Below are 24,237 nucleotides of genomic sequence, written 5' to 3'. Positions count from 1 at the left end.
GCAATATCAAATCATCGGCAAATTAAGAACAAATCCGGGCAAGACATCTTCTCCCGATAAACTCACAGGAAATTGTACAATCTCTACTTCGCGAGAATGGCGATAAATCTCGACTTTTTCGTCGAGAGGATTAATTAACCAACCCAAGCGTAAACCGCTGTTTAGATACTCCTGCATTTTCTCCTGAAGCGGCAGCAGGGGGTCTGGGCGCGATCGCAATTCAATGGCAAAATCAGGACAAATGGGCGGAAATTTCTCTTGTTCTTCTGCTGTTAAAGCAGACCATCTTTCTAAGCTAACCCAAGCGGCGTCTGGAGCTCGATAGCCATTATTAGGCAAGCGAAAAATTGTAGAAGAACTAAACACTCTCCCTAGCTGCGTTTTACGGTTCCACAAGCCCAAATCTGTAATTAAATAGGCTTCTCGATTGCCGCTGACTCCGCCTACGGGTGACATAATAATGATTTCTCCTTTAGGTGTCCGTTCAAATTGCCAATCTCGATTCATCTGGCATAAACGGTAAAACTGTTCGTCTGTTAGTTCGACAGTATCTAAGTTTAAAGTAACGGTTGTCATTTTTCCTAACTCCCTAGAAATATGAGTCCTACTAACCTATTTGAGCGCCGCTTTTTGTCAATTTTAATATCACTCCTCATAGCCCAGACTTAAGCTTTAATACGAGGGCTTAAGCCCGATCCCGACTATTGCGAAGTGTAAAATATTAGTTGAATATGTAATTAAGTTCGATCGCCCAATCCCAACCCAAAACACAAAAATGCTATAATAGCAACTTTAACTCCTAAACTTATCTCGCCAACAGAGAACCCAGGAAAATAATATGGTGATTATTACCTCACAACAAATTGCCCAATTTCGCTCGCAATTAGCCGAATATCCCGAAGCCCTCAAAGCCCTAGACGCCATCGAAGATTGCGAAGGTAACATCGAAGATGCAGCGATATCTCTAGCAATTCAAGCCGGACAAGAACCGAATATCTCAGAAAATTGGTTAGACGGATTGGCCAAAAGATGCCGCGTTGCTATCTGCAAATCTGAGGTTAAAGAAGAGTTGACAAACGGACAATTGAATGCTGCATTTAGAGATTTAGTTGCAGCCAAAATTTGCCCTGATATTTTGGTAACGTCGGTGATTATTTATGTATTTAAAACTGGGGTGAATGAGTTTTGTGAACCTCTAGAATATAAACTGTAAAGCCATCGCTGCATTGAAAAATTAGGTGAAGCGAAGCTATCGCCAAGGGTAGGGAATCGCCTTCATTTCTCAAAACATGATACAACGAGGCGATCCTCTTCGAGGGCTTCGCTAACGCACTTTTTCTCTACCCCTGTGCACTACTGTACCCAGCCGCCATCAAATCCGGCGACAAACCCAAAGATTTCCCCAGCAAACGAGCAAGTTGCACTAAAAAATTAGCAGTATCTTCGTCACCTGCGCGGGCCATTGAAGCCGATATCTGGATTAGCATTTGCACAAATCCCGCATCAATTAAATCGGAACAGGAACTCAAAACCTCTGGTTCTTGGCCGTTGGGACAGGTAAGCACTCGCTCGATTAAGTTCAAATAAGCCTCTTGGCGTTCTGGATTCATTTTGGGAGTATCTGTACAGTAAATAATTTATTATTACGCTTAACTGATTCCTGTCAATCAGGCGATCGAATATGCGATCCCCGTCTTTCCTCTAGAAACTCCATTCAGTCAGGAATAGACACAACTTTAAAGAAAATCTTAAGTTTCTCAATGCTAGTTTAGTCGAGGTAAGGTGCGCCGAAGAACACCCTACTATTCAAGGGAATTAGGAATATAAAAAATGAAAATAGGAATATTTTTAGGAAATCTAGGAAACCCCGCCATCTACTATCCCAAACTAGCCCAAATCACCGGCGGAGTCACAGCCAGTATTTTTCTGTGCCAATTATTGCAATGGCAAGCAGAACATTCCTACTCCGGCGAATGGGTGAAAACTAACGGCGCAGAAATAGAAAAAGCCACGGGTTTAAATCAGGAAGAACAGGAATTAGCGATACAGCAGCTCAAAGTGCGATCGCTCCTGAAAGAAAAATTAACAAATCCCAACACCGACACCCTAGAACTCTGGGCGGACATTGACGCTTTCGAGGAAAAACTCAATAACTTTTGGACATCCAATCCTGCGGGAATTATACCACAGACAAGCCGCGAAAGCAACAATCGCCCTGTAGAAATATTCCCCGAAACATCACGCCCAAATCATGTAGTTAAAACCGACAAATATTTTGGGCAACCCCGCCAGCAAATAGCCGTTGCTGTCACCCCGAATTACCGATTTAGCGGCCCTTGGAACTCCCAAGAAGAATTGCACAAGTTTCAGCGATCTTTAGAAGCATATGCTCAAGAGCATAATTTAGGATTCGGCAATCCTTCTGGATGGGCATTTAAAATTATTGACAGCATGACAAAAGGCTTAACCTCGACTTTTTGGGAGGAATTTATCGCCGGAATTCCTTTAGGAGAAAGTCAGAAAGTCCAGCGGGATTGGGAAATCGAGCCGGAAGTGCCTTATCCTGCTTTTGAAGAGGAGCGAATTCAGTATTACGTCCACAAAGGAGAACCGCTAGAAGCCGCAGTCTCTAAAGCCCGTGCTGACTTGAGAAACCCGGTTTTGGGCAAAGATTTGTGGGAGGGTTTTTTGCGAAAGTGCGATCGCCTTGCCGACGATGCACTCAAAGCAAAACAGCAGGGCGTTGACACACCATATCTGCCGTCTTCCTTCAACGAAAAACCGCAAATCACCAAGGATAGCGTTATGCGGAAGTTAGGGGCGATCGCGCCTCAATCGGCCTTAAATCACTCCACATCTGAAACAATTGCTGAACCGCCAAAAAACGAACAAAAAGAGCTGCCAACAGTCGGCGAAATCCCCAGTATTTCCTCTTTGCAAAAAGCTTACCAAACTCCTCTCGGTCGAAGTATTGTTGAAAAACAAATCGCTGCAAACCCAGAATGGGGGTACGAAATAGTTGACGGTGAAATAGTCGAATCAATCCCTTTTTAATGAGGCTGATATGAAACGAGTTAGCGATATTAATCCGCTGGGAGAAGAGCGACCAAATCCTTCTGAGGAAGAGAGAGAAAAACTGCGACGGGAAAGGTGGCAGCGAGAAAGAGATGCAGGATATCAAAAGTTAGTTGAACTCTGCAATTTGGGCGAATATGACATGGCCCAGCAGTTGGCAAATCGCAACTCTAATTGGGGTTATGAAATAGTTGATGGAATTGTGATGGAAAGGATAGATTAGGTTCGCAGTTATCCCCTTTGTCACTTTCATGGGCGGGCAAGATGCCCGCCCCACAAAAAATTTAATATGTCGTGGAACAGGCATCTTGCCTGTTCCTAAGAATAGGGGCCTGCTCTCCGGCATACCCCACAAGAAACTTAATATGTCGTGGAACAGGCATCTTGCCTGTTCCTAAGAATGGTACAAATTGACTCTCACAATCTCTATGTTATAATTATCACTAAAACTTAAATCCCTATCAAAATATGACAACAACTATTAACGCCAAAAATATAACTCTCGGTGAAGTAAGTCAATTTTTGAAATTCCAAGAGCAGCTTAATAATGACACGTACACAAATTTTTTATCCTTAGAATCCTTAACAGAGATAGAACAGTTAGAACTCGCCCAAATCCGCAACGATTTTCGCGAATACCTCTCAGTGGAAAGAGTCTCTGAAGGACTGGTACAGGCTTTAACTACGTTTCCCTTAATGCGATTGGCTGGCTTCTACCGCCGCCCAATCAAGATGAGTCTAGAACAAGACATTGCTAACATAACTATAGAAGATGAAGACACAACGATTACAGGCAGATTAGACATTTTAGCAATCAATAAAGAGAAACAAATTGCCGCTGATATACCATTTTGGATTTTAGTAGTAGAATCTAAAAATAGTCTAATTGCTCCCCGCGCAGGTTTGCCCCAACTCCTAACTTACGCCTATAAAAGTTTAGAATATCAAGAGTCTGTTTGGGGGCTGGCAACTAGCGGAGAGTTTTATCAGTTCGTCAATATCCGCAGAGGAAATCCCCCAACCTATCAGCTAATGCCATTTTTGACTTTGATGGAAGCCGAACCTTCAATTTTGTTGCTGCAAGTGTTAAAAGCTATTTGCAAACTATAAAAAAAGAGGCAGAGAAAATTCCCCGCCTCCAATCTGCAATGACTGTTAACCTAAAAGTTAGATTAGCCAGCCAATACTTTTTAGTAGCCTCTGGTGTTAGGCTTGTGGACGATGAAGCTGAGCACTTGGCATTGCTTCACGTTGTCAAAACCCATGACGCGGATGTAGCAGCTAGGATTTTCTTGACGGCAAGCTTGAACTTCAGCCATGATTTCTTGGACGCTGCGAGCACCAAACAAAGGCAACTTCCACAAAGTCCAGTAGCGCATTTCAGCAGCAGAGGTTTCGTTGAATTCTACGCCGGGAATGTAGCCTTGATCCAGGATGTACTGGAGTTGCTTGGCAATTTGCGCGTCTGTCAGCGGGGGCAAATAGGACAGAGTTTCGTAACGACGCTCTTTAGGTAAAGTCTTCATTTTTGTATCTCTAAGGTGTGTGTTCGATCGCACTTGTCGATCGATTAACTCGACAAATTATCCAGATTCGGTTCAGAATCTATTGATGTTTCAGGATTACTGCTAGAAACAGACCAATTAAGTTGCGTAGTTCGCTCTAAATGCTGGCGTCTGTGTTCCATATTCGCCTGTTGAATGCCAGTACAAACCATTTCTGGCAAATATTCTGTCACATCGTGAGCCAGATACTCTCGCACAGTCATGATCCGAAAGCCTAAATCTTGATTTTCCAAAAGCAACTCTTGAATATAAGCTTCTCCATCTTGGATTTTGCCCTTAGTGGAAAACTCATTCAACCAGATTGCCAGAGGAGGATTGGTTTCGCTCAACTGAGCTACCACCATCCGCACGGATTGATAGGTTAGGTAACTTGCCAGCACCTTAGCGGTGTCTTTCGCAACTTGTTTGAGATCCATTTTGACCCCAGCCCCCTCAAATTTTAGATTTTGGATTTTAGATTTTGGATGCAAACTTACTTGTAAATCTTCTTCAAAGATAAAGACTCCACAGCAAGTTTGCTACCTAAAACCTAAAATCTCAAACCAAAAATCCTTAAAGGGTATCCATTGCCTCGAACTCAAACTTGATTTCTTTCCAGAGTTCGCAAGCAACAGCCAGTTCAGGAGACCATTTGCAAGCTTCGCGAATTACGTCGCCGCCTTCGCGCATCAAGTTGCGGCCTTCGTTACGAGCTTGGACGCAAGCTTCCAAAGCAACGCGGTTAGCAGTTGCACCAGGTGCGTTACCCCAAGGGTGGCCCAAGGTGCCGCCGCCGAACTGCAAGCAGGAGTCGTCGCCGAAGATTTCCACCAAAGCCGGCATGTGCCAGATGTGGATACCACCAGAAGCAACCGGCATGACACCGGGCATGGAGGCCCAATCTTGGGTGAAGTAAATACCGCGGCTGCGGTCTTCTTCGATGTGGTCTTCGCGCATCAAGTCTACGAAGCCCATCGTGATGCCTTTTTCGCCTTCGAGTTTACCCACAACTGTACCGGAGTGCAGGTGGTCGCCGCCGGACATCCGCAAGCACTTGGCAAGCACGCGGAAGTGGATACCGTGGTTTTTCTGACGGTCAATCACGGCGTGCATAGCGCGGTGAATGTGCAGCAAGATACCGTTGCGGCGGCACCATTTGGCCAAGGTGGTGTTAGCAGTGAAACCACCGGTCAGGTAGTCGTGCATGATGATGGGGGTTTTGATTTCCTTAGCGAACTCAGCCCGCTCCATCATTTCTTCGCAGGTGGGGGCGGTTACGTTGAGGTAGTGGCCCTTGACTTCGCCGGTTTCTGCTTGAGCTTTTTCAATAGCTTCTTGAACGAACAAGAAACGATCGCGCCAACGCATGAACGGTTGCGAGTTGATGTTTTCGTCGTCTTTGGTGAAGTCCAAACCGCCGCGCAGAACTTCGTAAACGGCACGACCGTAGTTCTTAGCAGACAGACCCAATTTGGGTTTAATTGTACAGCCCAGCAAAGGACGACCGTACTTGTTCAATTTGTCCCGCTCAACGGTAATACCGTGAGGAGGGCCTTGGAAGGTTTTCAGGTAAGCAATGGGAATCCGCAAGTCTTCCAAACGCAGAGCGCGCAAAGCTTTGAAACCGAACACGTTACCGACCAAAGATGTCAGCAAGTTGGTGACGGAACCTTCTTCAAACAAATCCAAAGGATAAGCAATGAAGCAGATGTATTGGTTGTCTTCACCGGGAACTGGTTCGATGTCGTAGCAGCGACCTTTGTAGCGGTCGAGGTCGGTCAGGAGGTCAGTCCAAACAGTCGTCCATGTACCTGTAGAAGATTCAGCAGCCACAGCAGCGCCTGCTTCTTCTGGGGGAACTCCCGGCTGCGGTGTGACGCGGAAGGCAGCCAAAATATCTGTATCTTTCGGCGTGTAGTCCGGCGTGTAATACGTTAGTTTATAGTCTTGAACTCCGGCTTTATACCCAGCCTTTGATTGAGTTTGGGTTTGCGCGTAAGCCATATCTCGCTTCCTAGTATTCGCTTAATTTTTTTGCCCGATCGCAGGCTGTTAAAAATATATCAACAAAGTGGCACTCTCAAATTTTAATATTCTTTTAATCATCATAAGTATTGTTTATTTTGCTTTACATTAGGCAAATATTTGTAACATATCTTATGAAATGCCTGTGGCGAAGGATGCAGGAGGAAAGGCTGGGGATCGCAGAGCGGGGGGGAATTTCGATCGAGCGAAAGATATGGTGCAGCAAGCCGAACAGCGGATCAATACGGTTTATGTAAAGAATTTAATACTGAAAAATCAGAATTGGTAATGGGTAATGGGGCAGAGGGAAGTAGTTAGAAATACCTAAAGTTGTGGTTGGGAGTTAAGATCGATCTCAACTGCCATTCAGTATGTAGCAATCTAAAATCCAAAATCTAAAATCTAAAATCCCGTGAATCTGAGACCGCTAACTCAAAAATCCACAGGATACCACATAATATGGACAGGGCTTGTGCAGCAAGAGCAAGCTTGTTTCTCAAACCAAATCCGTCGTTACAGCAATTTAACCTCGCTGAAAACCTGGTTTCTGCCTTAGCTGCGCGTAAGTCTAGTATGGATATTTAGTCCCATTTTTACTCTGGTTGTGCCTCACCCCCCTTCAAAAGCCGTCCACTGCATCAATCCAGATTGCCCAAGGCCCTACCCTCAGACTTGGGGCAACAATTTTTGTCATAGTTGCGGGGCTCCGCTGCAGCTAAAAAATCGCTATGTGCCTCTAGAAAGCCTCGCTTCCGGGGGTTTTGCAGCGATTTTCACAGTTTGGGACAAAGAAACTCAAACCGAGCGCGTTTTGAAAGTGTTGCTCGAAACGGCCCCGAAAGCGCTGAAACTGTTCGAGCAAGAAGCTGAAGTTTTGGCAGGTTTGCAGCACCCAGGCGTCCCTAGAGTCGATCGTGAGGGTTATTTTCACGTCCAAACGCAAAATTTTGCAGGCGGGGAGGGAAATCCTGCGGCGAAGCGGCTGCCTTGTTTGGTAATGGAAAAGATTCACGGCAAAACTTTAGAAGAAGTTCTCGACGAGCACCCTCAAGGATGTCCGCAGGAATGGGTGTTTAGTTGGCTGAGTCAAGCTGTGGAAATTTTAGAGGAGTTGCACAGGAGTCAGATTATTCACCGTGACATTAAACCCTCAAATTTGATGCTGCGAGACCCGGAATCGCCCCAAGTTTTGCTAAGCAAGGGTTTAGGCGGACTGCAATTGGTGGCGATCGACTTTGGGGGAGTTAAACAAATGGGCGGTGTCGAATCCGGGGGGAAAGATTCTCCGAGTTCGACGCGGTTGATTTCGCCTGGGTACAGTCCGCCGGAACAAATTGTGGGCGGCGGTGTGGTGCCGGCGACGGATTTTTATGCGCTGGGGCGGACTTGCATTCATTTGCTGACGGGGAAGTATCCGGCGGAAATTGAAGATCCGATGACGGGGGAATTGCGGTGGCGCCACATTGTATCTGTGAGTCCGCCTTTTGCGAATTTGTTGGACGATATGGTGCGATCGAATGTGCGGGAACGTCCGGCGACGGCTGGGGATGTTCGGGCGCGTTTGCAGGAGATTTATGCTAGGAGTAAGGGCAAAATCGCGATCGCCCCAATGGGTCAAGCTATTGTAGAATTCTGTCGGCAAGTAGTGGTGACGGGGGCGCAAAAAACGGGAAGTTTGATGGTTGTGCTGTTCGGCGCGATCGCCCAAATCGTGGTAGCTTCTCTGGATACTGGCTGGGAAATGGTGCTGGGTGCCGTTGGTGGAAGTGCGGGGGCGATCGGCGGTTTGGTTTTGGGTTATGCTTCGCCTATTGGCCCGGAAATTGCCAGTTTTCTGAATGAAGGTTTGCAGCAATTAATTCCTAACATGACTTTCGCTGTCGGGCCGGAAGTGCTGCTGTTTGGGTTTGCGGGGTTCGGAACTGCGATCGGTTTGACTGATGCGGGGAGTTTTCGCCAGCAAAAACAGTATTGGCTGTCTGGATTGATGGGAGCTCAGGGCTATTTGTTGGCGGGTTTGTGCTGGATGGAAGCAACAGCTTCTAGTGGTGTGCAGGGGGTTATTTTGGGAGCTTTTGCGATCGCCTCTATGACTGTGGGAATGGGTTTGCGGAGCCATCAATTAGTTCACGCTTTGGTAGTGGCTGTTTTCTCTACGGGAATGTTTCTGTTGCTGAATGCGTGGAACATTTTTCCGGGGAGTTTCTTTGGGATTTTGTCACTGTCTAACGTTACCTTCGGCTGGCTGCAAGTTTGGGGCTCGATTGTGTTTTTTGGTTTGTTGGGAAGTGCGATCGGGCTTTGTTTGGGAGTCAGTCATTATTTAGTTGTGCCCGTGCTCAGGTGGTTGGGTTGGAAGTAGGAATTAACACCAAATCACTATGCTAATCGAGTGGTTATCAATTAAGTCTGTCTCAAGATTTTCAATGGTTGGTGCTCTGGCGATCGCCCTTGTCCTCAGCAGCCCCAATCTAGCCAAAGCCGAATCGCGAGAACAAGCCGTCGATCGATTGACCGATTTCTTATTCTACAGGGTTAATCCTCAGTTAAACAATCGCAAACTCCAAGCGGGCGATCGCGAATATAGCAATCAATGGCGGAGATTGCGCGAAGCGATCGATCCACGAGTTAAGTCGGTACAAGAAGTCTGTTTTAGGCCAGCCCCAGAAGAGACAGGATGGGAATTCACGACAATTAACGGCGAAACCTACGAGCAAACCTACGATTTACTTGCAGATACAATTTTTTATAGCCGCCATCCTCAACGAACCGGACAGCAAATTCCCAAAAGCGATCGAATCGGCATTAGTGAATGGTCAGCAATTCGACGCGAAATGTTTATTTCTAATTGTGGACTGTGAGACTCGATCGCCTTACAGCGCAGCATTTATCGAAGATAACTCCTAGAGTAGAGGTCATCTCTACACAACTCTGTAAAAAGAAAGGTTTTAAACCGATGAGTATGAAAAATTGGATATGCGATCGCACTCTTATTACAACCATAATTATTGCACCATTGATGGGACTAATCGCCATTGGATATACAAGTTTGGCGGATGCTGCCACACAGCAACAACTTCCCAGCATAAATAGTGCAAACATCGATACAACAACTAAAAAAAATTACCTAAATAATCCACCAGAAAATTCAACTATCGAGGCTTTAAATAAAAAAGTTCAAGTCAGCCTTGAAAATTCTGTAAATGCCCCAAAAAAAATACCTCTTCAACAAGGTATGCCATACAAAGAGGCGCGCCAAATCCTGATTCAACAACGGTGGCAGCCAAACTTACAGGGTCAACCTAACCTCAGAGATCATTCGGTTAAAGAGCTATTTGATTTAGGATATAAAGAGATTAAGGATTGTTCTGGTACAGGAGAGGGGCCTTGTCGTTTTGAGTTTATCAATCAACAAGGAGAACTGCTAGTTATAGTCGCTACGACAAGAGGTTCTGAAAATACAAAACGTTTTGTGAGGAATTGGTGGATTGAGAAAAAGACAGATAGCCCTCAACAAAAATCGTCATCAAACATAATTGAAGAAGGTCGTTATTGGTTGGGAGGTACGGATCAGGGTTTAGAGGTTAAGGGAAAACAATATCGATATTATGACGAGTCTAATATCGAGCGACAGTGGCAACCTCTCTGTGAGCTACAATATATCAAAAAAGGCGTTGTGTTTGATGGGAGAAATTATTGGTGTTTATCTACTCTAGCACCGAAAACGGGAGGTATTTCTTGTTCTAAAGATGGATGGAAATAAAAGATATCTCACCAGCTATATCGGGGAAATGGATAATTATTATAGGGTTTAATCGTGGTAATTAAATCACTTTTAATTAAGTCAAAATCGAACTTTTTAGGGGTGTGTGCGTTAGCTATAGCCCTCGTACTCGCTGGTTCCAATCAAGAATGGCAGAATCTTCGTAATTCAATAATTAGAGAGCATTTTTGCTATTAACTTGCCATATTTGTCAATCCAATTTCAACAATAAAGAACAACAGCGCTTTTAGTTACAAATATTGTTAAAATGTTAAAGAGGCAGCCTAGATTGTAGATAATTTAGTCAAAAAGCAACGAAAACATTCTCTAGGAACACAAAAGGATAAAAAAATGGGCCGAGTCACCGCAACAATAACCGTCACCAATCACATCGATGAAATTCTGGGAGAAAGAGGGTTCATCCCCGCAGAGCAAATACGCTCTATCACCATCGATAACGTCTTAGTCGATACAGGCGCAACTCGACTCTGCTTACCAGCAGATATTATCAGTCAGTTGGGTTTGCCAATGCTAGGTGAAATCGACGGACATACGGCAATAGGAACCAGAAAATTTCGTCTGTTCAAAGATGTCACTCTTGCCGTAGCTGGACGAGAAGGCAGGTATGATTGTGTAGAAATTCCCGCAGGAGAAGAACCTTTACTCGGCTTAATTCCCCTCGAAGATTTGGGTTTAGAACCGGACTTGAAAAATCAGCGGTTGATTGTTTGGCCGGCTGAGGGAAACCAAAGTTATATTCGGGTGTAAAATCCAGATAATGTCCATCTCTTTAGTCCGCGCAGGCGGACTTGGTTTGACAAGAAGCGGTTTCCAACCGCCGAATTATTTAAATATCTAATTATCTAAGAGTCAACGAAAATGTCAGTCACTACTCATCAATTAATTCAGTGGAAACAACAAGGGCGGTCAATTGTTGCCCTGACAGCTTATGATTATGCGATCGCCCAACTCATCGATCAAGCAGGCGTAGATATCATCCTAGTCGGCGATTCCCTCGCCATGACAGTCTTAGGCTACGACACAACCCTACCCATAACCCTCGATGAAATGCTGCACCACGCTAAAGCTGTGCGCCGTGGAGTTAAACAAGGATTAATTGTGGTCGATTTGCCGTTTTTGACTTACCAAGAAAGTCCCCAGCAAGCCATGCACTCTGCCGGGAGAGCTTTGAAAGAAACAGGGGCTCAAGCTGTAAAATTGGAAGGTGGATATCCAGCAATGGCCGCCACAGTTTCGCAGCTAACATCCGCCGGAATTCCGGTGATGGGACACGTCGGTTTAACTCCGCAGTCGGTACACCAAATCGGTTATAAAAAACAAGGAAAAACGGCCCAAGCAGCCGATCGCATCATAGCAGAGTCGATCGCGCTTCAAGAAGCCGGTGCCTTTGCGATCGTCTTAGAACACATTCCCGCAGACTTAGCCGCTCAAATTACCCAAAAATTAACTATTCCCACCATTGGTATCGGCGCCGGGCCGCACTGCGACGGTCAAGTTTTAGTTACTTCCGATTTATTGGGACTTTCCGAAAAACAGCCGCCTTTTGCGAAAGCTTACGCCAATTTGCGAGAAACAATTACCCAAGCTGTGAAAGATTATTCCCTTGAAGTGAGAGAAGGCAAATTTCCCGAATAGCTTCGTAGTGAGGGCTTGAACCCTTAAAAATCAGGACTAAAATCCTCACTACAAACCTAATTTACACTTTCGGCTGGCCCTCTTCCTCTTTATCCTTCTCAACAGCTTCATCCTCAGATTGACCGATGCCATCCTTAAAACTCCGCAGCGTTTTCCCCAAAGCATTTCCCAACTCAGGAATCTTCTTGGGCCCGAAAATTAGTATGGCAACCACCGCAACAATGCCCATTTCGGGCAATCCCAGACCAAACATACAAAAACTCCTGTAAAACTTGCTCGATCGTAAGTCAATCTACTGATATTGTTAAAGTATCTACCTTTTTTCCTGCATCTTGCAACAGTAGAATCAAGTTTTATTAAGCTATCGCACGATAAATAAGAATGTTAGAAACATCCCAGCCTTCTCTGCGCGAGCAACAACACCATCTCATCCGCGATTTAGCAGACCGGATGGAAGCAGTATGGCACCGCTATCTCGACCTCGATCCCTACCACCTGCCCGCTGAGTTGGGATACGTAGAAGGCCGCTTGGAAGGAGAAAAACTGATCATTGAAAACCGCTGCTATCAAACGCCCCAGTTCCGCAAAATACACCTCGAACTCGCTAAAGTCGGGCCCTTGCTTGACATTCTGCACTGCGTGATGTTTCCCAGACCGAATTATGCTTTGCCGATGTTCGGTACGGATATCGTAGCAGGCAAAGGCCAAGTTAGCGCCGCGATCGCAGACCTTTCTCCCCTCAATCGAGATCGAACTTTGTCGGAACCCTACCGAACCCAACTGGGAATTTTGCCGCTAAAGCAATTTTCTTCTCCCCGCCAAATTCCCGAATGGGGGGATATTTTCTCAGAATTTTGTCTGTTTGTGCGGCCAGAGTCGATCGAAGAAAACAGTCGGTTTTTGGATATTGTTGAATCCTACGTTGAAATTCACTGCAAACACGCAGTCGCTTCCGAACCAGTCTCTGCCGCCGAAGCATCGGAAATTCTCGACGCTCAAATTTACTACTGCACCCAGCAGCAGCAAAACGACAAAACCCGCCGCGTACTCGAAAAAGCTTTCGGTCAAGATTGGGCAGAACATTACATGACCGAGGTGCTTTTTGATATCCCTAAATAGCTGAAAATTGTTTACAATACTTTACAGTAGGGGGAAAAAACTTAATCAGGAAATCACCTACTTTATAAGTAATGGTAAAGGAATCACGGATCAAGGATAAATCATTTTTAAAACCCCCAGGGCGAGGAATCATCGGTTTAGCGATCGCCGCCACTGTCATTACCACAGGAGTTGGTTTTTGGCAAGTATCTCAAATTAGAAAAGCCGAAGAGTTAAAGGCGGCTGCTGCAACGGCTGCTGCAACTCCCGCCTCCACCCGCACCAGCGTCACAGCTTTGGGTAGGTTGACTCCGCAGGGGGAAGTTATCAAATTGTCCGCCCCTTCGGCGTCGGAGGGAGCAAGAATTGAACTGTTGCAGGTGGAAGAGGGCGATCGAGTCAGTCAAGGACAAATCATAGCAGTTCTCGATACGCGCGATCGGCTCCAAGCAATCCTCCAACAAGCCGACAAAGAAGTCAAAGTCAAACAAGCAGAATTAGCGAAAATTCAAGCAGGCGCAAAAACAGGCGTTGTCGGCGCCGGGAAAGCAGAAGTTGCCAAGTTTCAAGTTCAACGTCAAAGAGAAACCGAAGGCGAAGCAGCGAATGTCGCCCGCTTAGAAGCTCAACTGCGAAGAGAAACCGAAGCTGAACAAGCTAACGTCGCCAAGTTTGAAGCACAACTGCAAAGAGAAACCGAAGCCGAACAAGCTAATCTTGCCAAATTTGAGGCACAACTAGACAGAGAAACAGAGGTGCAGCAATCCAAATTGGCTAGGTTAGAAGCTCAATTGCGCGGCGAAATTGCCTCTCAAAATGCTACAGTCGATCGGCTAAAAGCCGAATTAGCCAACGCCGAAGCCGAGGAACAACGCAACAAAGAACTTTCCGAAACAGGCGCAATTTCTGCTTCCGCCTACGACACCAAACGCTTAGCAGTAGAGACGGCTCGCCAGAGAGTCAAAGAAGCTGAAGCCATATTAGAAAAAACCGTGCAAACTTTGCGTGAGGAAATAGTCGAAACTAAAGCAACAATCAAACAAAAATTAGAAACAGGCCAGCAGGAAATCAATCAATCGCGAGCCAATCTCAAACGCAAGTTAGAAACAGGTAGGCAGGAAATTAACCAAGCCAGAGCCACCTTAAATCAAAAGATAGAAACAGGACGAGAACAAATCAATCAAGCCGAAGCAATACTCAAACAAAAAGCAGAAACCGGCCAAGAAGAAATCAATCAAGCCAAAGCAAATCTAGACCAAATTGCCGAAGTACGTCCCGAAGATGTGCAAGCAGCCCAAGCCGCCGTAGAAAGTGCGATCGCCACCAAACAAAAAGCTCAAGTAGACTTAAACTTAAGTTACGTCAAAGCACCCGTATCCGGCTACATCCTCAAAGTTCACAGCCGACAAGGAGAACGTGTCAACACTCAAGACGGCATCGTAGAACTAGGCGGCACTGACCAAATGTACGCCGTAGCAGAAGTTTACGAAACCGACATCGCCAAAGTGCGAAACGGCCAGCGCGCAACAGTCACCAGCCCGGTTTTTGCAGGCACTTTGGAAGGAACAGTCGATCGCATTGGCAAACAAATCGGCAAAAAAGATGTCCTCAATACAGACCCCGCCGCCGACACCGACGCGAGAGTTATCGAAGTAAGAATTCGCCTCGATCCGGCATCGAGCAAGAAAGTTGCAACCCTAACAAACTTGCAAGTAGAAGTTAAAATAGACATCTAACATGAGTAATTGGTAATTGGTCAGAGGAGCGATCGAGCTTGTTACTCATAAAAATTAATACGGGATGCGGGAAACTCAGTGGCTTCAGCCCGCTCGTGGGAAGCGACTCGGGGGACTTCAGTCCCCGTGTCTTTCTTAATTAGCAGAGTGATGCGGATCTTCGATGTATTTCCTAACAACTTCACTACTAATATTGCCTGCGGTACTAACAAAATAGCTGCTCGTCCATAAAGATGGCAGCTTTTTTAATTCTGGAAATTCAGCCCTTAAATTATGACTAGAACGTCCCTTGAATGCCTTGACAACTAACGCAGGAGTATCCATCGGCTTAACCGCTACAAATAAGTGTACGTGATCGGGCGCTACTTCCAGAGCTAAAATATCCCAACCTTTCTCGATTGAAAGTGCTAAAAATATTTCACGCAGCTTAGTTGCTACACTGCCAACCAGAACTTTTTTCCGGCGTTTTGGGATAAACACAAAATGGTAATTAAGTAGGAATTTGACGTGGTTGTGAGTCTGGTACTCAGGAAGTGGCAACATAAAGTTTTGTTGTTATGAATTGACTTATCCACTATACTCACCTAAACTAAATAAATCAACTAAATTTCGGAAAAAAGAGGTGACTAAAGTCAAAAAAACGATGGGAGTACAGCAAGTATTGCTGTCTCCTACCAAAGAAGTTGAGGCAGTGTTAATTTATCTTTGCCGACAATCTGGCAAGCTGTATAACAGCGCTGTCTATTTTGCTCGCCAAATCTTTTTCAAAACGGGAAGGTTGCTGACCGGAAAATTTGACTTATCTTTTGAACCGTCAATCGCCAAGTCGATGGTTGCTAAGTCGCTGCCTTCAACGCCTATGCAACAAACTTTGATGTCGGTTACAGAGGCGTTCAAAAGCTTCAAAGAGTTAAAAGCTCTGTACAGCAAAGGTCAATTGCATTTTAGACCCAAGCCTCCGAGCTATTTAACAGGTTCTAAATTGTTTAAAGTCGCCTACCCAAATTCTGGTGGATTAAAGCCAGCGCTTGTCGGCGACCAGTTGAGATTTTCCCTGGGCTTAACAGTACGGCGCTGGTTTGGGGTTTCTGAATTCTTTCTACCCATGCCGTCAAACATTGACTACTCAAAGGTTAAAGAATTTACAATTCTTCCGAAGAACGGTGCTTTCTACTTGGAGATGTCTTACGAAGTAGAATGTCAGCAACACGCTTTAGATTTTAGCCAAGCGCTATCAATTGATTTGGGAACTGCTGACAATTTAGCAGCTTGTGTGGATACGCTGGGAAATTCGTTCTTGATTGATGCTCGTGTTATGAAAGCGATAAATCAGCTCTGGAACAAAAAGGTAGCAACCCGAAAGGAAGGAAAGCCCACGGGTTACTGGGATAGCTGGCTAGACCGCGTAACTCGCAAGCGCAATCACCAAATGCGCGATGGCATCAATAAAGCTGCGAAGTTGATTGTTTCCCACTGCTTGAAGCATGGGATTGGCAATCTAGTAATTGGATGGAACCAAGGTTTTAAGTCCAATGCCGATATGGGTAAACTGAACAATCAGAAGTTTGTTCAAATGCCGTTAGGAAAATTGAAAGATCGGCTGAGCCAATTGTGCAATTTGCACGGTATCAAGTTTACTGAAACAGAAGAAGCATACAGCTCCAAGGCTAGTTTTCTTGATGGAGACTCCCTACCCAGGTACGGTGAAAAACCGCCTGAGTGGAAAGCATCGGGAAAACGAATTGAACGTGGCTTGTATCGCTCTGCCGATGGAACTGTAATTAACGCAGATCTAAACGGTTCGAGTAATATTCTAAGAAAAGTAGCCAGTAAGTTGGGTGTAAAACTTGACCGACTGAGTAGGCGGTGTTTGACCACCGTAGCGAGAATTAGGCTTTGGTAATAACTAAAGCCAATCTGTCAGCAGAATCTCAGCGGCTTTAGCCCGCTTGAGTGTCAATACTCGTTCTTCCCTCTTCCTCCTTCCTTATTCCCTTTTCCCTCTTCCTCCTTGCTTCTTCCTCCTTGCTTCTTCCTCCTTCCCTCTTCCTCCTTCCTTCTTCCCTCTTCCTCCTTCCTTCTTCCTTCTTCCTTCTTCCTTCTTCCTTCTTCCTTCATTGTATGGCAAAAATACCGCTAGCTTGGGCACAGTTAACTCGCGAAAAAATGCGCTTAGTAATCGCGCTAGCCGGCATTGGATTTGCTGACTTGCTGATGTTTATCCAGTTTGGATTTAGAGATGCGCTGTTTGAAAGTTCCATCAGCTTTCACTCGCAATTAAAAGGGGATATTTTTATCACCAGCACCCAGTCTACGGCTTTAATAGCCATGAAAAGTTTTCCCCAACGGCGTTTGTATCAAGCTTTGAGTTTTAATGGCGTTACCGGAATCAGCCCGGTATATCTAGGCTTTGGTTTGTGGAAAAATCCCGCCCCAGACAAAAACAATACCCGCCAACTGATGGTAATCGGTTTTGACCCCGCTCGTCCCATCTTTGAGCTGCCGGAAGTCAAAAATAATTTGGACAAAATCAAAATTTCAGATGTCGTTTTATTCGATCGAGCTTCCCGGCCGGAGTTTGGGCCAGTAGCAGAATATTTCAACCAGGGAAAGCCTGTGGAAACTGAAATAGATAACCGTCGCGTTACTGTAGAGGGGTTATTTACTTTAGGAGCATCTTTCGGTGCAGATGGCAATATTATTACCAGCGATTTGAACTTTCTGCGGATTTTTCACAGTAGAAGAACTAGAGGCTTAATTGATGTCGGAATTGTTCACTTGCAGCCGGGAACTGATGTCAAGGCAGTGATTGCAAAAATGAGGGCAAGTTTACCGCAAGACGTGACAATTGCTTCTAAAGAAGAGTTTGTAGCTTTTGAGAGAAAATATTGGGAGGAAAGCACGGCGATCGGATTTATTTTCACTCTCGGCGCGGCTATGGGATTTATTGTCGGCATCGTGATTGTCTATCAAATTCTCTATACTGATGTTAATGACCATTTGCCAGAATACGCTACGTTAAAGGCGATGGGATATAAAGACGGTTACTTTTTGAGTGTGGTTTTTCAAGAGGCTTTAATTTTGGCAATCCTGGGCTATTTGCCCGGACTTGGGATTTCTGTGGTGCTTTACAATTTAGCGAGAACTGCTACGAGTTTACCGATGTACATGACTTTGGGGAAAGTTGTAACTGTGTTTGCAATGACAGTGATCATGTGTTCTGTGTCGGGGGCGATCGCAGTTAGGAAGTTGCAGGCGGCTGACCCGGCGGATATTTTTTAAGGAAGGAAGGCACGACACGGATTCTGACACGGATACACGGATTGAAGAAGGAGGAATTATGAAATAAAAAACCACTAATAACTAATAACTAATAACTGATAACTAATAACTGATAACCATGAATACTTTACCAGTTGTCTCAATTAAAAACCTCAATCATTCCTTCGGCGAAGGTCAACTTCGCAAACAGACATTATTTGACATCAACCTCGAAATTTATCCGGGCGAAATTGTGCTGATGACAGGGCCTTCGGGGTCTGGTAAAACAACATTGTTAACCTTGATTGGAGCTTTGCGATCGATCCAAGAAGGTAGTCTGAAAATTCTCGGCCAAGAATTGCGGGGAACGGGGAAAAATAAATTAGTTAACGTCCGCCGCGACATCGGCTATATTTTCCAAGGTCACAATTTGCTCAAATGCTTGACAGCTAGGCAAAACGTGCAAATGTCTTTAGAACTGCACAGCCATCTTTCTCGCCAAGAAACTAATGATAGAATAGAGGGAATGCTGGAAGCTGTGGGGTTGGGAGACAGAATAGATTATTACCCCGACAGTCTTTCTGGCGGACAAAAACAAAGAGTTGCGATCGCCCGCGCATTAGTCAGCCAGCCGAAATTAGTATTAGCAGACGAACCCACAGCAGCCCTAGACAGTAAATCAGGTCGAGATGTGGTAGAAATTATGCGAGGTTTGGCCAAAGAACAGCACTGCACTATTTTGCTTGTTACCCACGACAACCGCATTTTAGATATAGCCGATCGCATTATTCACATGGAAGACGGCTACCTCGCACAAGATACATCAACAGCGGCTGCCACAGGCGTTCTTTCGGGAAAATAAAATTAACCCACCTCAACTTATTTCCGAGAACCGGGACGCTTTCCTCCTACCTTGGCAGGACTTTTTGTTGCACCTTTGGCTGGAGTTTTAGAACTACTTTTGCCACTTTTTTGACCTTTAGCTCCTGTCAACTGGCTCTCAAGGTCATTTGCAGGTCTACCAGCGGGCGTTCTCGTAGTCCTAAAGGTAACATTTACCCCTTCATTCGACTGTTCCAGCACCAACATCGGCGTCGGCTTGGCTTTTTGATCCCACTCAATATGAACGATGCGACCTTGAATTGTCGGCTGCCAACTGTCGTGGTCGTCTGAAGGACTCAGATAAGTTTCCAAACAGTCAATAATTTGATTAATTGTCGCCGATGTTGCCTGAGTCGGCAGTTTCATCAGCTTAATTTGAATCCGAAACAGCACACGTTTTTCTATTTTTACCGCCGGATCGCCAGTTTCGTATTCGATATCAAACATCGAATCTACTTGCCTGCCGCTGCCGGCATTCCCGTTTTTATCTCCCACTGCACCCTGAGTCGGACGCAGGGCAATACTAATTTTTTCTTTAACTTTTACCTTGATCTGGTTCACAATGGCAAAGTGAAATACTTCTTCCGCCATCCGCATTCTCAGGTAGTCTAAATTAAAGTCTCGCGAGTGGATAAGGTCGGGATTCTTTTCCATCTTTGACATGGTTTCCAGAGCCATTTTGTATTTTTTCTGGAGTTCTCGATTTCTAAACTCCTCAAATTTGAGCTTTTTATTCAAATCGTCGAGTTTTAGCTTGGTAAACACCGCTAAACCGATAAGCAATAACAACAGTAATCCCGCCCCTCCTATTAAGAGTTGGTCTGAGGACGGATCTCCGGGTTTAGCCTTTTTAGGTTTGGGAGAGGCTACTGCCAACCTTGGTTCTACAAGGATTATTTGGGTTGACATGGGCTTTTAAAGGGTAAAATTTGACGCTATATTTATACAGGACTCCAGAGTAGAGCTGGTAGTGCAACTGGATCAACCAACATTGACATCATTCCACCATCATCTTGGTACAACTGGATTTCTGCAACTGGAACACGCACCCTCTAATTAATACTTTATCTTTAACTGCAAGCCGGTTTCCGAAATATCGGGAAATCGCGCGCTGGCACTGGCCAATAGAAATGGTGAATTGTCTGTAATATATTATACCAAGATAGCTAAAAAAAATGTTTGTTCGGCGGTCTCCCTTTCTAGAAAAATAAAAATAAATACACATAAATTAATAGTAACTCTGGGAGCCAGCAGCGGAAAACCTCAAGGAGAACAGCAGATCGCCCGGACGATCGAGGGGCGGACGTTGGGAGAGTGATAATTCCTACTGTGCCCTCACTCCCGCCTTGCAAGCCCACCGGGCGGCTTGCTGTCAGAGGCGAGCTCTCTTTGCGATCGAACAACGTCTCCTTAGCTAAGATTACAGCTAATACCACCAATATTCGATCGTGACCTACGAACCCCTGCACCACAAATATCGCCCTCAGACATTTGCCGAATTAGTCGGTCAAGAGGCGATCGCCCAAACCCTCACCAGCGCCATCCTGCAAGAGCGCATAGCACCAGCATATCTATTCACCGGCCCCAGAGGCACGGGTAAAACCTCCAGTGCCAGAATTTTCGCCAAATCCCTCAACTGTATTTCTACGGTTGCCCCCACCCCCACACCCTGCGGCAAATGCAACGTTTGCCAAGAAATTGCCCGAGGTTCGACGCTAGATGTCATAGAAATTGACGCCGCCAGCAACACCGGAGTAGATAACATTCGGGATTTGATCGAACGAGCTCAATTTTCCCCCGTACAGTGCCGTTATAAAGTATATGTAATCGACGAGTGTTTGACCGGTGATTCTCAGGTAAAAACTAGCGAAGGTCTGATGCGGATCGACAATCCCAACATCAAAGGAAAACAAGTTCTCAGCTATAACGAAACTTCAGAAGTTTGGGAATTTAAAAAAGTTTTGAGGTGGTTAGACCGAGGGGAAAAACAAACACTGGTGATTAAAACCGCCAACCGAGAAATCAGATGTACCGGCCATCATCCAATCAGGACAGAACAGGGATGGATACGAGCAAAAGACGTAAAAGAAGGAGTGAAGATACTATCCCCTGTGAATGTGGGTGCGGCACCGTCATTCACAAAATTGGAACAGATGGACGCTTGCGGAGATTTGCCAGAGGACATCAATTTTACGGGAATACCTACGGACAAAAATCCTACGACTTGGCCTCTATTCTGGAACAGGCTCAAGCCATCCAACCTCTCTGTGCGTGTGGCTGTGGAGAACAACTCGAAATACCAGACTTTTTACAAAAAAAAGGCAAAGGGATTAAGAGTATTCAGTCTCATTGGCAGCGACATCCGTATAAAAAAGGACATGGACTTTGGGATGCAAGAACGGAAAAGTTCTTGGCAAATGCCGAAGTTTTGCAACCAGAAACACTCGGACTCATCTACGGAACATTACTTGGAGACGGTTTTATCACCTACCCAAATAAATATAGCCGATTTCCAAGATTGGGCTGGACACACGGAGAAAAGCAGCGGGAATGGTTGGAATACAAAGCTTCTTGCCTTTCGACACTGCGACCAAAGTTACGAGTTACACCTAACCGAGGATACGGAAATATATCAGTCTGTTGCAACACCGTCTGCCATCCCCAACTTAGAGATGTCTTTGACGCTGTTAAACCCAACGGAAACGGAAAATACGTCACAATGGATTGGCTCGATCGCGTCACTCCAGAAGGACTTGCTTGGTGGTACATGGATGATGGCTCGCTCAGCATTTCCCCAGAAGGAAGTCCAAGCATCCAAATTCATACAGAAGGATATTCTAGGGCAGAAAATCAACTTCTTGCCAATTGGCTTACAGGTTTGGGATACCCAACAACAACTAAATTTTACACAAGGTCTAACACCTGTAAAACCTACCACTACATACACATGGGTGCTGAAACCAGTAGAAAATGGGTATCAGACTTTAAAAAATATTCAATCCCTTCAATGGATTACAAGTTTGGAGACAGTCGAATCTGTAAAAGTCGCTGGGGTCAAGAGAGTTTATGATATTGAAGTAGAAGACAACCACAATTTTGTCGCTAACGGTCTTCTGGTTCATAATTGCCATATGCTAAGCACCCAGGCATTCAACTCTCTACTCAAAACCCTAGAAGAACCGCCCGATCGCGTTGTATTCGTCCTCGCCACAACCGACCCACAAAGAGTATTACCAACTATTATTTCTCGCTGCCAAAAGTTCGACTTTCGCCGCATCCCCCTCGAAGCAATGATTGCTCACTTGCACAAAATTGCCCAATTAGAAAACATCAATATTGCCAGTGATGCAGTACAAATGGTTGCTCAAATCGCCCAAGGAGGTCTGCGAGATGCCGAAAGTTTGCTCGACCAACTGAGCTTATTTCCCGGTCAAGTAACAGTTGAAAAAGTTTGGGATTTAGTCGGCGCAGTTCCCGAAAATGACTTAATGGATTTGCTGCAAGCTATTGACAAAGATAACGCTACAGCACTAATAGACATGACTCGCCACCTCATGGATCGCGGTCGGGAACCGCTAATTGTGCTGCAAAGTCTCGCAAGTTTTTACCGAGATTTGCTAATAGCCAAAGCTGCACCGAAACGGTCAGATTTAGTAGCTTTAACATCTGCAACTTGGGAAAAACTGGGGGATTTTGCCCGCCATTGGGATGCGGAGTTGATTTTGGCAGGTCAGAAACATTTGCAAACCCACGAAGTGCAAATTAAAAACACCACTCAGCCGCGTTTGTGGCTGGAAGTAACGCTGTTGGGATTGTTGCCTTCAGCAATTAGAACTCACCAGCAACCAACAAGCGAACCAGCGAAAAATGTTGCTCCATCACCACAAAATTACCCCCCCCAACCAAGGGCGGGCACGGGGGCACCGCCCCTACAATCGGCGGGGAGCCAGACATCTAATATTGAACAATCTTCAGTTCCCAATTCGCAAACTCCTCCGCCGCAGTCGCCGTCTGTGGCTAATCGAATAGAAAGCACACCTCCGGCAGCGATTCCTGCACCTGTACCAACTGCTGAAACGAATCAAACAAATTATTCACCTGCTAATTCAGCCGATGAAATCGATTTAAATCGAGTGTGGGAACAGGTACTTGACCGCGTGCGGCCGCATGGAACTCAATCGCTGCTTCGCCAACATGGACAGCTAGTAATTTTTAGCAATGATACTGCTCATGTTAAGATTAGTTCGCAGCCGTTGCTCAATATGGTTAAAGACAAAGTAGCTAATATTGAAGAAGCTTTTTTGCAAATTTTCAACCGTCGAGTTACCGTAAAAGTGGGCTTGACAAATCCCGCTGAAACTAAAAGTTCCCGCGCCAAGGATTTGCCCACTTCTAACGGACTTGGTGGCGAAAATCCCAGGAATTCTCATCCTGTGAGTGATGCTGGCCAACAGGTGCAGAACTCGCCGGCTTCTGAAATTACAGATGATTTTTTGGGCAAGGGTAGAGAAGAACAAAAACACCCGCCAGCGGCTGAAAATACCGCCGTTAATGTGCCGGCAATTTCCGAATCGCGATCATCGCCCACAAACGGTTCTACAGACTCTCAAAATGACTTTAACGCTCAGGCTATAGCGGTGCGTGATGATGCGCGAGATGTCGCGAATTCGACTAGGAAGTTGGCTGATATGTTTGACGGGGAAGTAGTCGATTTGTCGGATGACTTGGAGGTTTGGGAGTCGGAAACTTTTAGATTGGAATCTGAACCGGATTTTTCCGAGTTATCTTCTGAGTTAGGTGAGGATGATTTTATTGATTGGTAAATGAGAATTGAGCATTGGGCATTGGGCATTGGCTTGATATGATATCAATTCCGGTTGCACTCTTGGACATGATAGAGGAGACGGCAGTGCCATCTCCCTACAATGTTATTTTGGGTAGGGAGACGGCACTGCCGTCTCCTAATTTCGGCTACTAATAATTTCGATGCAACCGGAAACGATATGATATGTTGTACCATGCTCAAGAACAGGCAAGATGCCTGTTCCACAAAGAGTGAATTTTCTTGTGGGGAGTATGGGTTGGGCAGGAGAGCCCGCCCTAAAAGACTTATTGACAATGTCAGAAACCTCAGCTATCAGGCGTGAGGCTTGAAAGAGAAATCTAACAGGCCATTCTGACCAGACTAAGCTTTAAA

General features: G+C 45.4%; 25 protein-coding genes. 16 read left to right on the top strand and 9 right to left on the bottom strand.

Going from position 1 to position 24,237, the window contains the following annotated elements:
* Positions 1–6: 6 nt before the first annotated feature.
* On the bottom strand, positions 7–576 hold the full coding sequence (locus QUB04_RS28245) for a Uma2 family endonuclease (protein ID WP_333289606.1): 570 nt from the start codon (positions 574–576) through the stop codon (positions 7–9).
* 262 nt (positions 577–838) lie between these two features.
* Between QUB04_RS28245 and QUB04_RS28240 the strand changes: the two genes are divergently transcribed.
* Positions 839–1,213, top strand: a complete 375-nt coding sequence (locus QUB04_RS28240; RefSeq protein WP_006632950.1) for a hypothetical protein — start codon at positions 839–841, stop codon at positions 1,211–1,213.
* A 127-nt stretch (positions 1,214–1,340) separates the two neighbouring features.
* On the opposite strand, the gene QUB04_RS28235 is transcribed toward QUB04_RS28240, so the two are convergent.
* Positions 1,341–1,610: a hypothetical protein gene (locus tag QUB04_RS28235; protein WP_333289604.1), complete on the bottom strand. Its 270-nt coding sequence runs from the start codon at positions 1,608–1,610 to the stop codon at positions 1,341–1,343.
* 220 nt (positions 1,611–1,830) lie between these two features.
* Between QUB04_RS28235 and QUB04_RS28230 the strand changes: the two genes are divergently transcribed.
* From QUB04_RS28230 to QUB04_RS28220, 3 genes are all read left to right on the top strand, one after another.
* On the top strand, positions 1,831–3,054 hold the full coding sequence (locus QUB04_RS28230; protein WP_333289602.1) for a hypothetical protein: 1,224 nt from the start codon (positions 1,831–1,833) through the stop codon (positions 3,052–3,054).
* 10 nt (positions 3,055–3,064) lie between these two features.
* Positions 3,065–3,298, top strand: a complete 234-nt coding sequence (locus tag QUB04_RS28225; protein ID WP_333289600.1) for a hypothetical protein — start codon at positions 3,065–3,067, stop codon at positions 3,296–3,298.
* Positions 3,299–3,543: 245 nt separating this feature from the next.
* Positions 3,544–4,185 (top strand): restriction endonuclease subunit R, encoded by a 642-nt coding sequence (locus tag QUB04_RS28220; RefSeq protein WP_333289598.1) that lies wholly within the window; start codon positions 3,544–3,546, stop codon positions 4,183–4,185.
* An 80-nt stretch (positions 4,186–4,265) separates the two neighbouring features.
* Here QUB04_RS28220 and QUB04_RS28215 read toward each other — a convergent pair whose 3' ends face one another.
* From QUB04_RS28215 to QUB04_RS28205, 3 genes are all read right to left on the bottom strand, one after another.
* Entirely contained in the window at positions 4,266–4,601 is a 336-nt protein-coding gene (locus tag QUB04_RS28215; protein WP_190745620.1) for a ribulose bisphosphate carboxylase small subunit, read from the bottom strand.
* A 44-nt stretch (positions 4,602–4,645) separates the two neighbouring features.
* Complete coding sequence (gene rcbX, locus QUB04_RS28210) at positions 4,646–5,056, bottom strand: RuBisCO chaperone RbcX (protein WP_333258351.1); 411 nt, start codon at positions 5,054–5,056, stop codon at positions 4,646–4,648.
* A 136-nt stretch (positions 5,057–5,192) separates the two neighbouring features.
* Positions 5,193–6,623, bottom strand: a complete 1,431-nt coding sequence (locus QUB04_RS28205) for a form I ribulose bisphosphate carboxylase large subunit (protein WP_333045238.1) — start codon at positions 6,621–6,623, stop codon at positions 5,193–5,195.
* Positions 6,624–6,783: 160 nt separating this feature from the next.
* Here QUB04_RS28205 and QUB04_RS28200 point away from each other — a divergent pair, with 160 nt between their 5' ends.
* The 6 genes from QUB04_RS28200 (at position 6,784) to panB (ending at position 12,063) form a co-directional block, all read left to right on the top strand.
* Positions 6,784–6,933, top strand: a complete 150-nt coding sequence (locus QUB04_RS28200) for a hypothetical protein (RefSeq protein WP_333289596.1) — start codon at positions 6,784–6,786, stop codon at positions 6,931–6,933.
* Positions 6,934–7,248: 315 nt separating this feature from the next.
* Positions 7,249–9,006, top strand: a complete 1,758-nt coding sequence (locus QUB04_RS28195) for a serine/threonine-protein kinase (RefSeq protein ID WP_333289594.1) — start codon at positions 7,249–7,251, stop codon at positions 9,004–9,006.
* A gap of 64 nt (positions 9,007–9,070) precedes the next feature.
* Positions 9,071–9,505 (top strand): hypothetical protein, encoded by a 435-nt coding sequence (locus tag QUB04_RS28190; protein ID WP_333289592.1) that lies wholly within the window; start codon positions 9,071–9,073, stop codon positions 9,503–9,505.
* Positions 9,506–9,606: 101 nt separating this feature from the next.
* The gene (locus QUB04_RS28185; protein WP_333289590.1) at positions 9,607–10,407 is read left to right on the top strand and encodes a hypothetical protein; all 801 of its coding nucleotides are present in this window, start codon (positions 9,607–9,609) and stop codon (positions 10,405–10,407) included.
* 351 nt (positions 10,408–10,758) lie between these two features.
* A complete protein-coding gene (locus QUB04_RS28180; protein ID WP_333289588.1) occupies positions 10,759–11,175 on the top strand; it encodes an aspartyl protease family protein in 417 nt (138 codons plus the stop codon).
* Positions 11,176–11,286: 111 nt separating this feature from the next.
* A complete protein-coding gene (gene panB / locus QUB04_RS28175; protein WP_333289586.1) occupies positions 11,287–12,063 on the top strand; it encodes a 3-methyl-2-oxobutanoate hydroxymethyltransferase in 777 nt (258 codons plus the stop codon).
* A 61-nt stretch (positions 12,064–12,124) separates the two neighbouring features.
* Here the strand turns inward: panB and tatA are convergent, their stop codons facing one another.
* On the bottom strand, positions 12,125–12,316 hold the full coding sequence (gene tatA / locus QUB04_RS28170) for a twin-arginine translocase TatA/TatE family subunit (RefSeq protein ID WP_190660552.1): 192 nt from the start codon (positions 12,314–12,316) through the stop codon (positions 12,125–12,127).
* A gap of 128 nt (positions 12,317–12,444) precedes the next feature.
* Between tatA and QUB04_RS28165 the strand changes: the two genes are divergently transcribed.
* Together QUB04_RS28165 and QUB04_RS28160 are read left to right on the top strand one after the other, a co-directional pair.
* A complete protein-coding gene (locus tag QUB04_RS28165; RefSeq protein WP_333289583.1) occupies positions 12,445–13,182 on the top strand; it encodes a phycocyanobilin:ferredoxin oxidoreductase in 738 nt (245 codons plus the stop codon).
* 71 nt (positions 13,183–13,253) lie between these two features.
* Positions 13,254–14,897: an HlyD family efflux transporter periplasmic adaptor subunit gene (locus tag QUB04_RS28160; RefSeq protein WP_333289581.1), complete on the top strand. Its 1,644-nt coding sequence runs from the start codon at positions 13,254–13,256 to the stop codon at positions 14,895–14,897.
* Between the two features lie 135 nt (positions 14,898–15,032).
* Here the strand turns inward: QUB04_RS28160 and tnpA are convergent, their stop codons facing one another.
* Positions 15,033–15,440 (bottom strand): IS200/IS605 family transposase, encoded by a 408-nt coding sequence (tnpA, locus tag QUB04_RS28155; protein WP_333207103.1) that lies wholly within the window; start codon positions 15,438–15,440, stop codon positions 15,033–15,035.
* A 79-nt stretch (positions 15,441–15,519) separates the two neighbouring features.
* On the opposite strand from tnpA, the gene QUB04_RS28150 reads away from it, so the two are divergent.
* Entirely contained in the window at positions 15,520–16,800 is a 1,281-nt protein-coding gene (locus tag QUB04_RS28150; RefSeq protein ID WP_333289579.1) for a transposase, read from the top strand.
* 53 nt (positions 16,801–16,853) lie between these two features.
* Here the strand turns inward: QUB04_RS28150 and QUB04_RS28145 are convergent, their stop codons facing one another.
* Entirely contained in the window at positions 16,854–17,015 is a 162-nt protein-coding gene (locus tag QUB04_RS28145; RefSeq protein WP_333289577.1) for a hypothetical protein, read from the bottom strand.
* A 3-nt stretch (positions 17,016–17,018) separates the two neighbouring features.
* On the opposite strand from QUB04_RS28145, the gene devC reads away from it, so the two are divergent.
* Positions 17,019–18,179: an ABC transporter permease DevC gene (devC, locus tag QUB04_RS28140; RefSeq protein WP_333289575.1), complete on the top strand. Its 1,161-nt coding sequence runs from the start codon at positions 17,019–17,021 to the stop codon at positions 18,177–18,179.
* Between the two features lie 118 nt (positions 18,180–18,297).
* A complete protein-coding gene (locus tag QUB04_RS28135; protein WP_333289573.1) occupies positions 18,298–19,020 on the top strand; it encodes a DevA family ABC transporter ATP-binding protein in 723 nt (240 codons plus the stop codon).
* A gap of 17 nt (positions 19,021–19,037) precedes the next feature.
* On the opposite strand, the gene QUB04_RS28130 is transcribed toward QUB04_RS28135, so the two are convergent.
* The gene (locus tag QUB04_RS28130; protein WP_333289571.1) at positions 19,038–19,949 is read right to left on the bottom strand and encodes a hypothetical protein; all 912 of its coding nucleotides are present in this window, start codon (positions 19,947–19,949) and stop codon (positions 19,038–19,040) included.
* A gap of 539 nt (positions 19,950–20,488) precedes the next feature.
* On the opposite strand from QUB04_RS28130, the gene dnaX reads away from it, so the two are divergent.
* On the top strand, positions 20,489–23,863 hold the full coding sequence (gene dnaX, locus QUB04_RS28125; protein WP_333289569.1) for a DNA polymerase III subunit gamma/tau: 3,375 nt from the start codon (positions 20,489–20,491) through the stop codon (positions 23,861–23,863).
* Positions 23,864–24,237 lie beyond the last annotated feature (374 nt).

The sequence above is a fragment of the Microcoleus sp. D2_18a_B4 genome, from assembly GCF_036702475.1.
GTDB lineage: Bacteria > Cyanobacteriota > Cyanobacteriia > Cyanobacteriales > Microcoleaceae > Microcoleus.
The sequence above is the reverse complement of the archived record's forward strand: the minus strand, read 5'-3'. Positions and strand labels throughout refer to the sequence as shown.

Coding starts and splice junctions, on each gene's coding strand:
- QUB04_RS28245 (WP_333289606.1), bottom strand. CDS start 576: ATGACAACCGTTACTTTAAACTTAGATACTGTCGAACTAACAGACGAA.
- QUB04_RS28240 (WP_006632950.1), top strand. CDS start 839: ATGGTGATTATTACCTCACAACAAATTGCCCAATTTCGCTCGCAATTA.
- QUB04_RS28235 (WP_333289604.1), bottom strand. CDS start 1,610: ATGAATCCAGAACGCCAAGAGGCTTATTTGAACTTAATCGAGCGAGTG.
- QUB04_RS28230 (WP_333289602.1), top strand. CDS start 1,831: ATGAAAATAGGAATATTTTTAGGAAATCTAGGAAACCCCGCCATCTAC.
- QUB04_RS28225 (WP_333289600.1), top strand. CDS start 3,065: ATGAAACGAGTTAGCGATATTAATCCGCTGGGAGAAGAGCGACCAAAT.
- QUB04_RS28220 (WP_333289598.1), top strand. CDS start 3,544: ATGACAACAACTATTAACGCCAAAAATATAACTCTCGGTGAAGTAAGT.
- QUB04_RS28215 (WP_190745620.1), bottom strand. CDS start 4,601: ATGAAGACTTTACCTAAAGAGCGTCGTTACGAAACTCTGTCCTATTTG.
- rcbX (WP_333258351.1), bottom strand. CDS start 5,056: ATGGATCTCAAACAAGTTGCGAAAGACACCGCTAAGGTGCTGGCAAGT.
- QUB04_RS28205 (WP_333045238.1), bottom strand. CDS start 6,623: ATGGCTTACGCGCAAACCCAAACTCAATCAAAGGCTGGGTATAAAGCC.
- QUB04_RS28200 (WP_333289596.1), top strand. CDS start 6,784: ATGCCTGTGGCGAAGGATGCAGGAGGAAAGGCTGGGGATCGCAGAGCG.
- QUB04_RS28190 (WP_333289592.1), top strand. CDS start 9,071: ATGGTTGGTGCTCTGGCGATCGCCCTTGTCCTCAGCAGCCCCAATCTA.
- QUB04_RS28185 (WP_333289590.1), top strand. CDS start 9,607: ATGAAAAATTGGATATGCGATCGCACTCTTATTACAACCATAATTATT.
- QUB04_RS28180 (WP_333289588.1), top strand. CDS start 10,759: ATGGGCCGAGTCACCGCAACAATAACCGTCACCAATCACATCGATGAA.
- panB (WP_333289586.1), top strand. CDS start 11,287: ATGTCAGTCACTACTCATCAATTAATTCAGTGGAAACAACAAGGGCGG.
- tatA (WP_190660552.1), bottom strand. CDS start 12,316: ATGTTTGGTCTGGGATTGCCCGAAATGGGCATTGTTGCGGTGGTTGCC.
- QUB04_RS28165 (WP_333289583.1), top strand. CDS start 12,445: ATGTTAGAAACATCCCAGCCTTCTCTGCGCGAGCAACAACACCATCTC.
- QUB04_RS28160 (WP_333289581.1), top strand. CDS start 13,254: ATGGTAAAGGAATCACGGATCAAGGATAAATCATTTTTAAAACCCCCA.
- tnpA (WP_333207103.1), bottom strand. CDS start 15,440: ATGTTGCCACTTCCTGAGTACCAGACTCACAACCACGTCAAATTCCTA.
- QUB04_RS28145 (WP_333289577.1), bottom strand. CDS start 17,015: ATGAAGGAAGAAGGAAGAAGGAAGAAGGAAGAAGGAAGAAGGAAGGAG.
- devC (WP_333289575.1), top strand. CDS start 17,019: ATGGCAAAAATACCGCTAGCTTGGGCACAGTTAACTCGCGAAAAAATG.
- QUB04_RS28135 (WP_333289573.1), top strand. CDS start 18,298: ATGAATACTTTACCAGTTGTCTCAATTAAAAACCTCAATCATTCCTTC.
- QUB04_RS28130 (WP_333289571.1), bottom strand. CDS start 19,949: ATGTCAACCCAAATAATCCTTGTAGAACCAAGGTTGGCAGTAGCCTCT.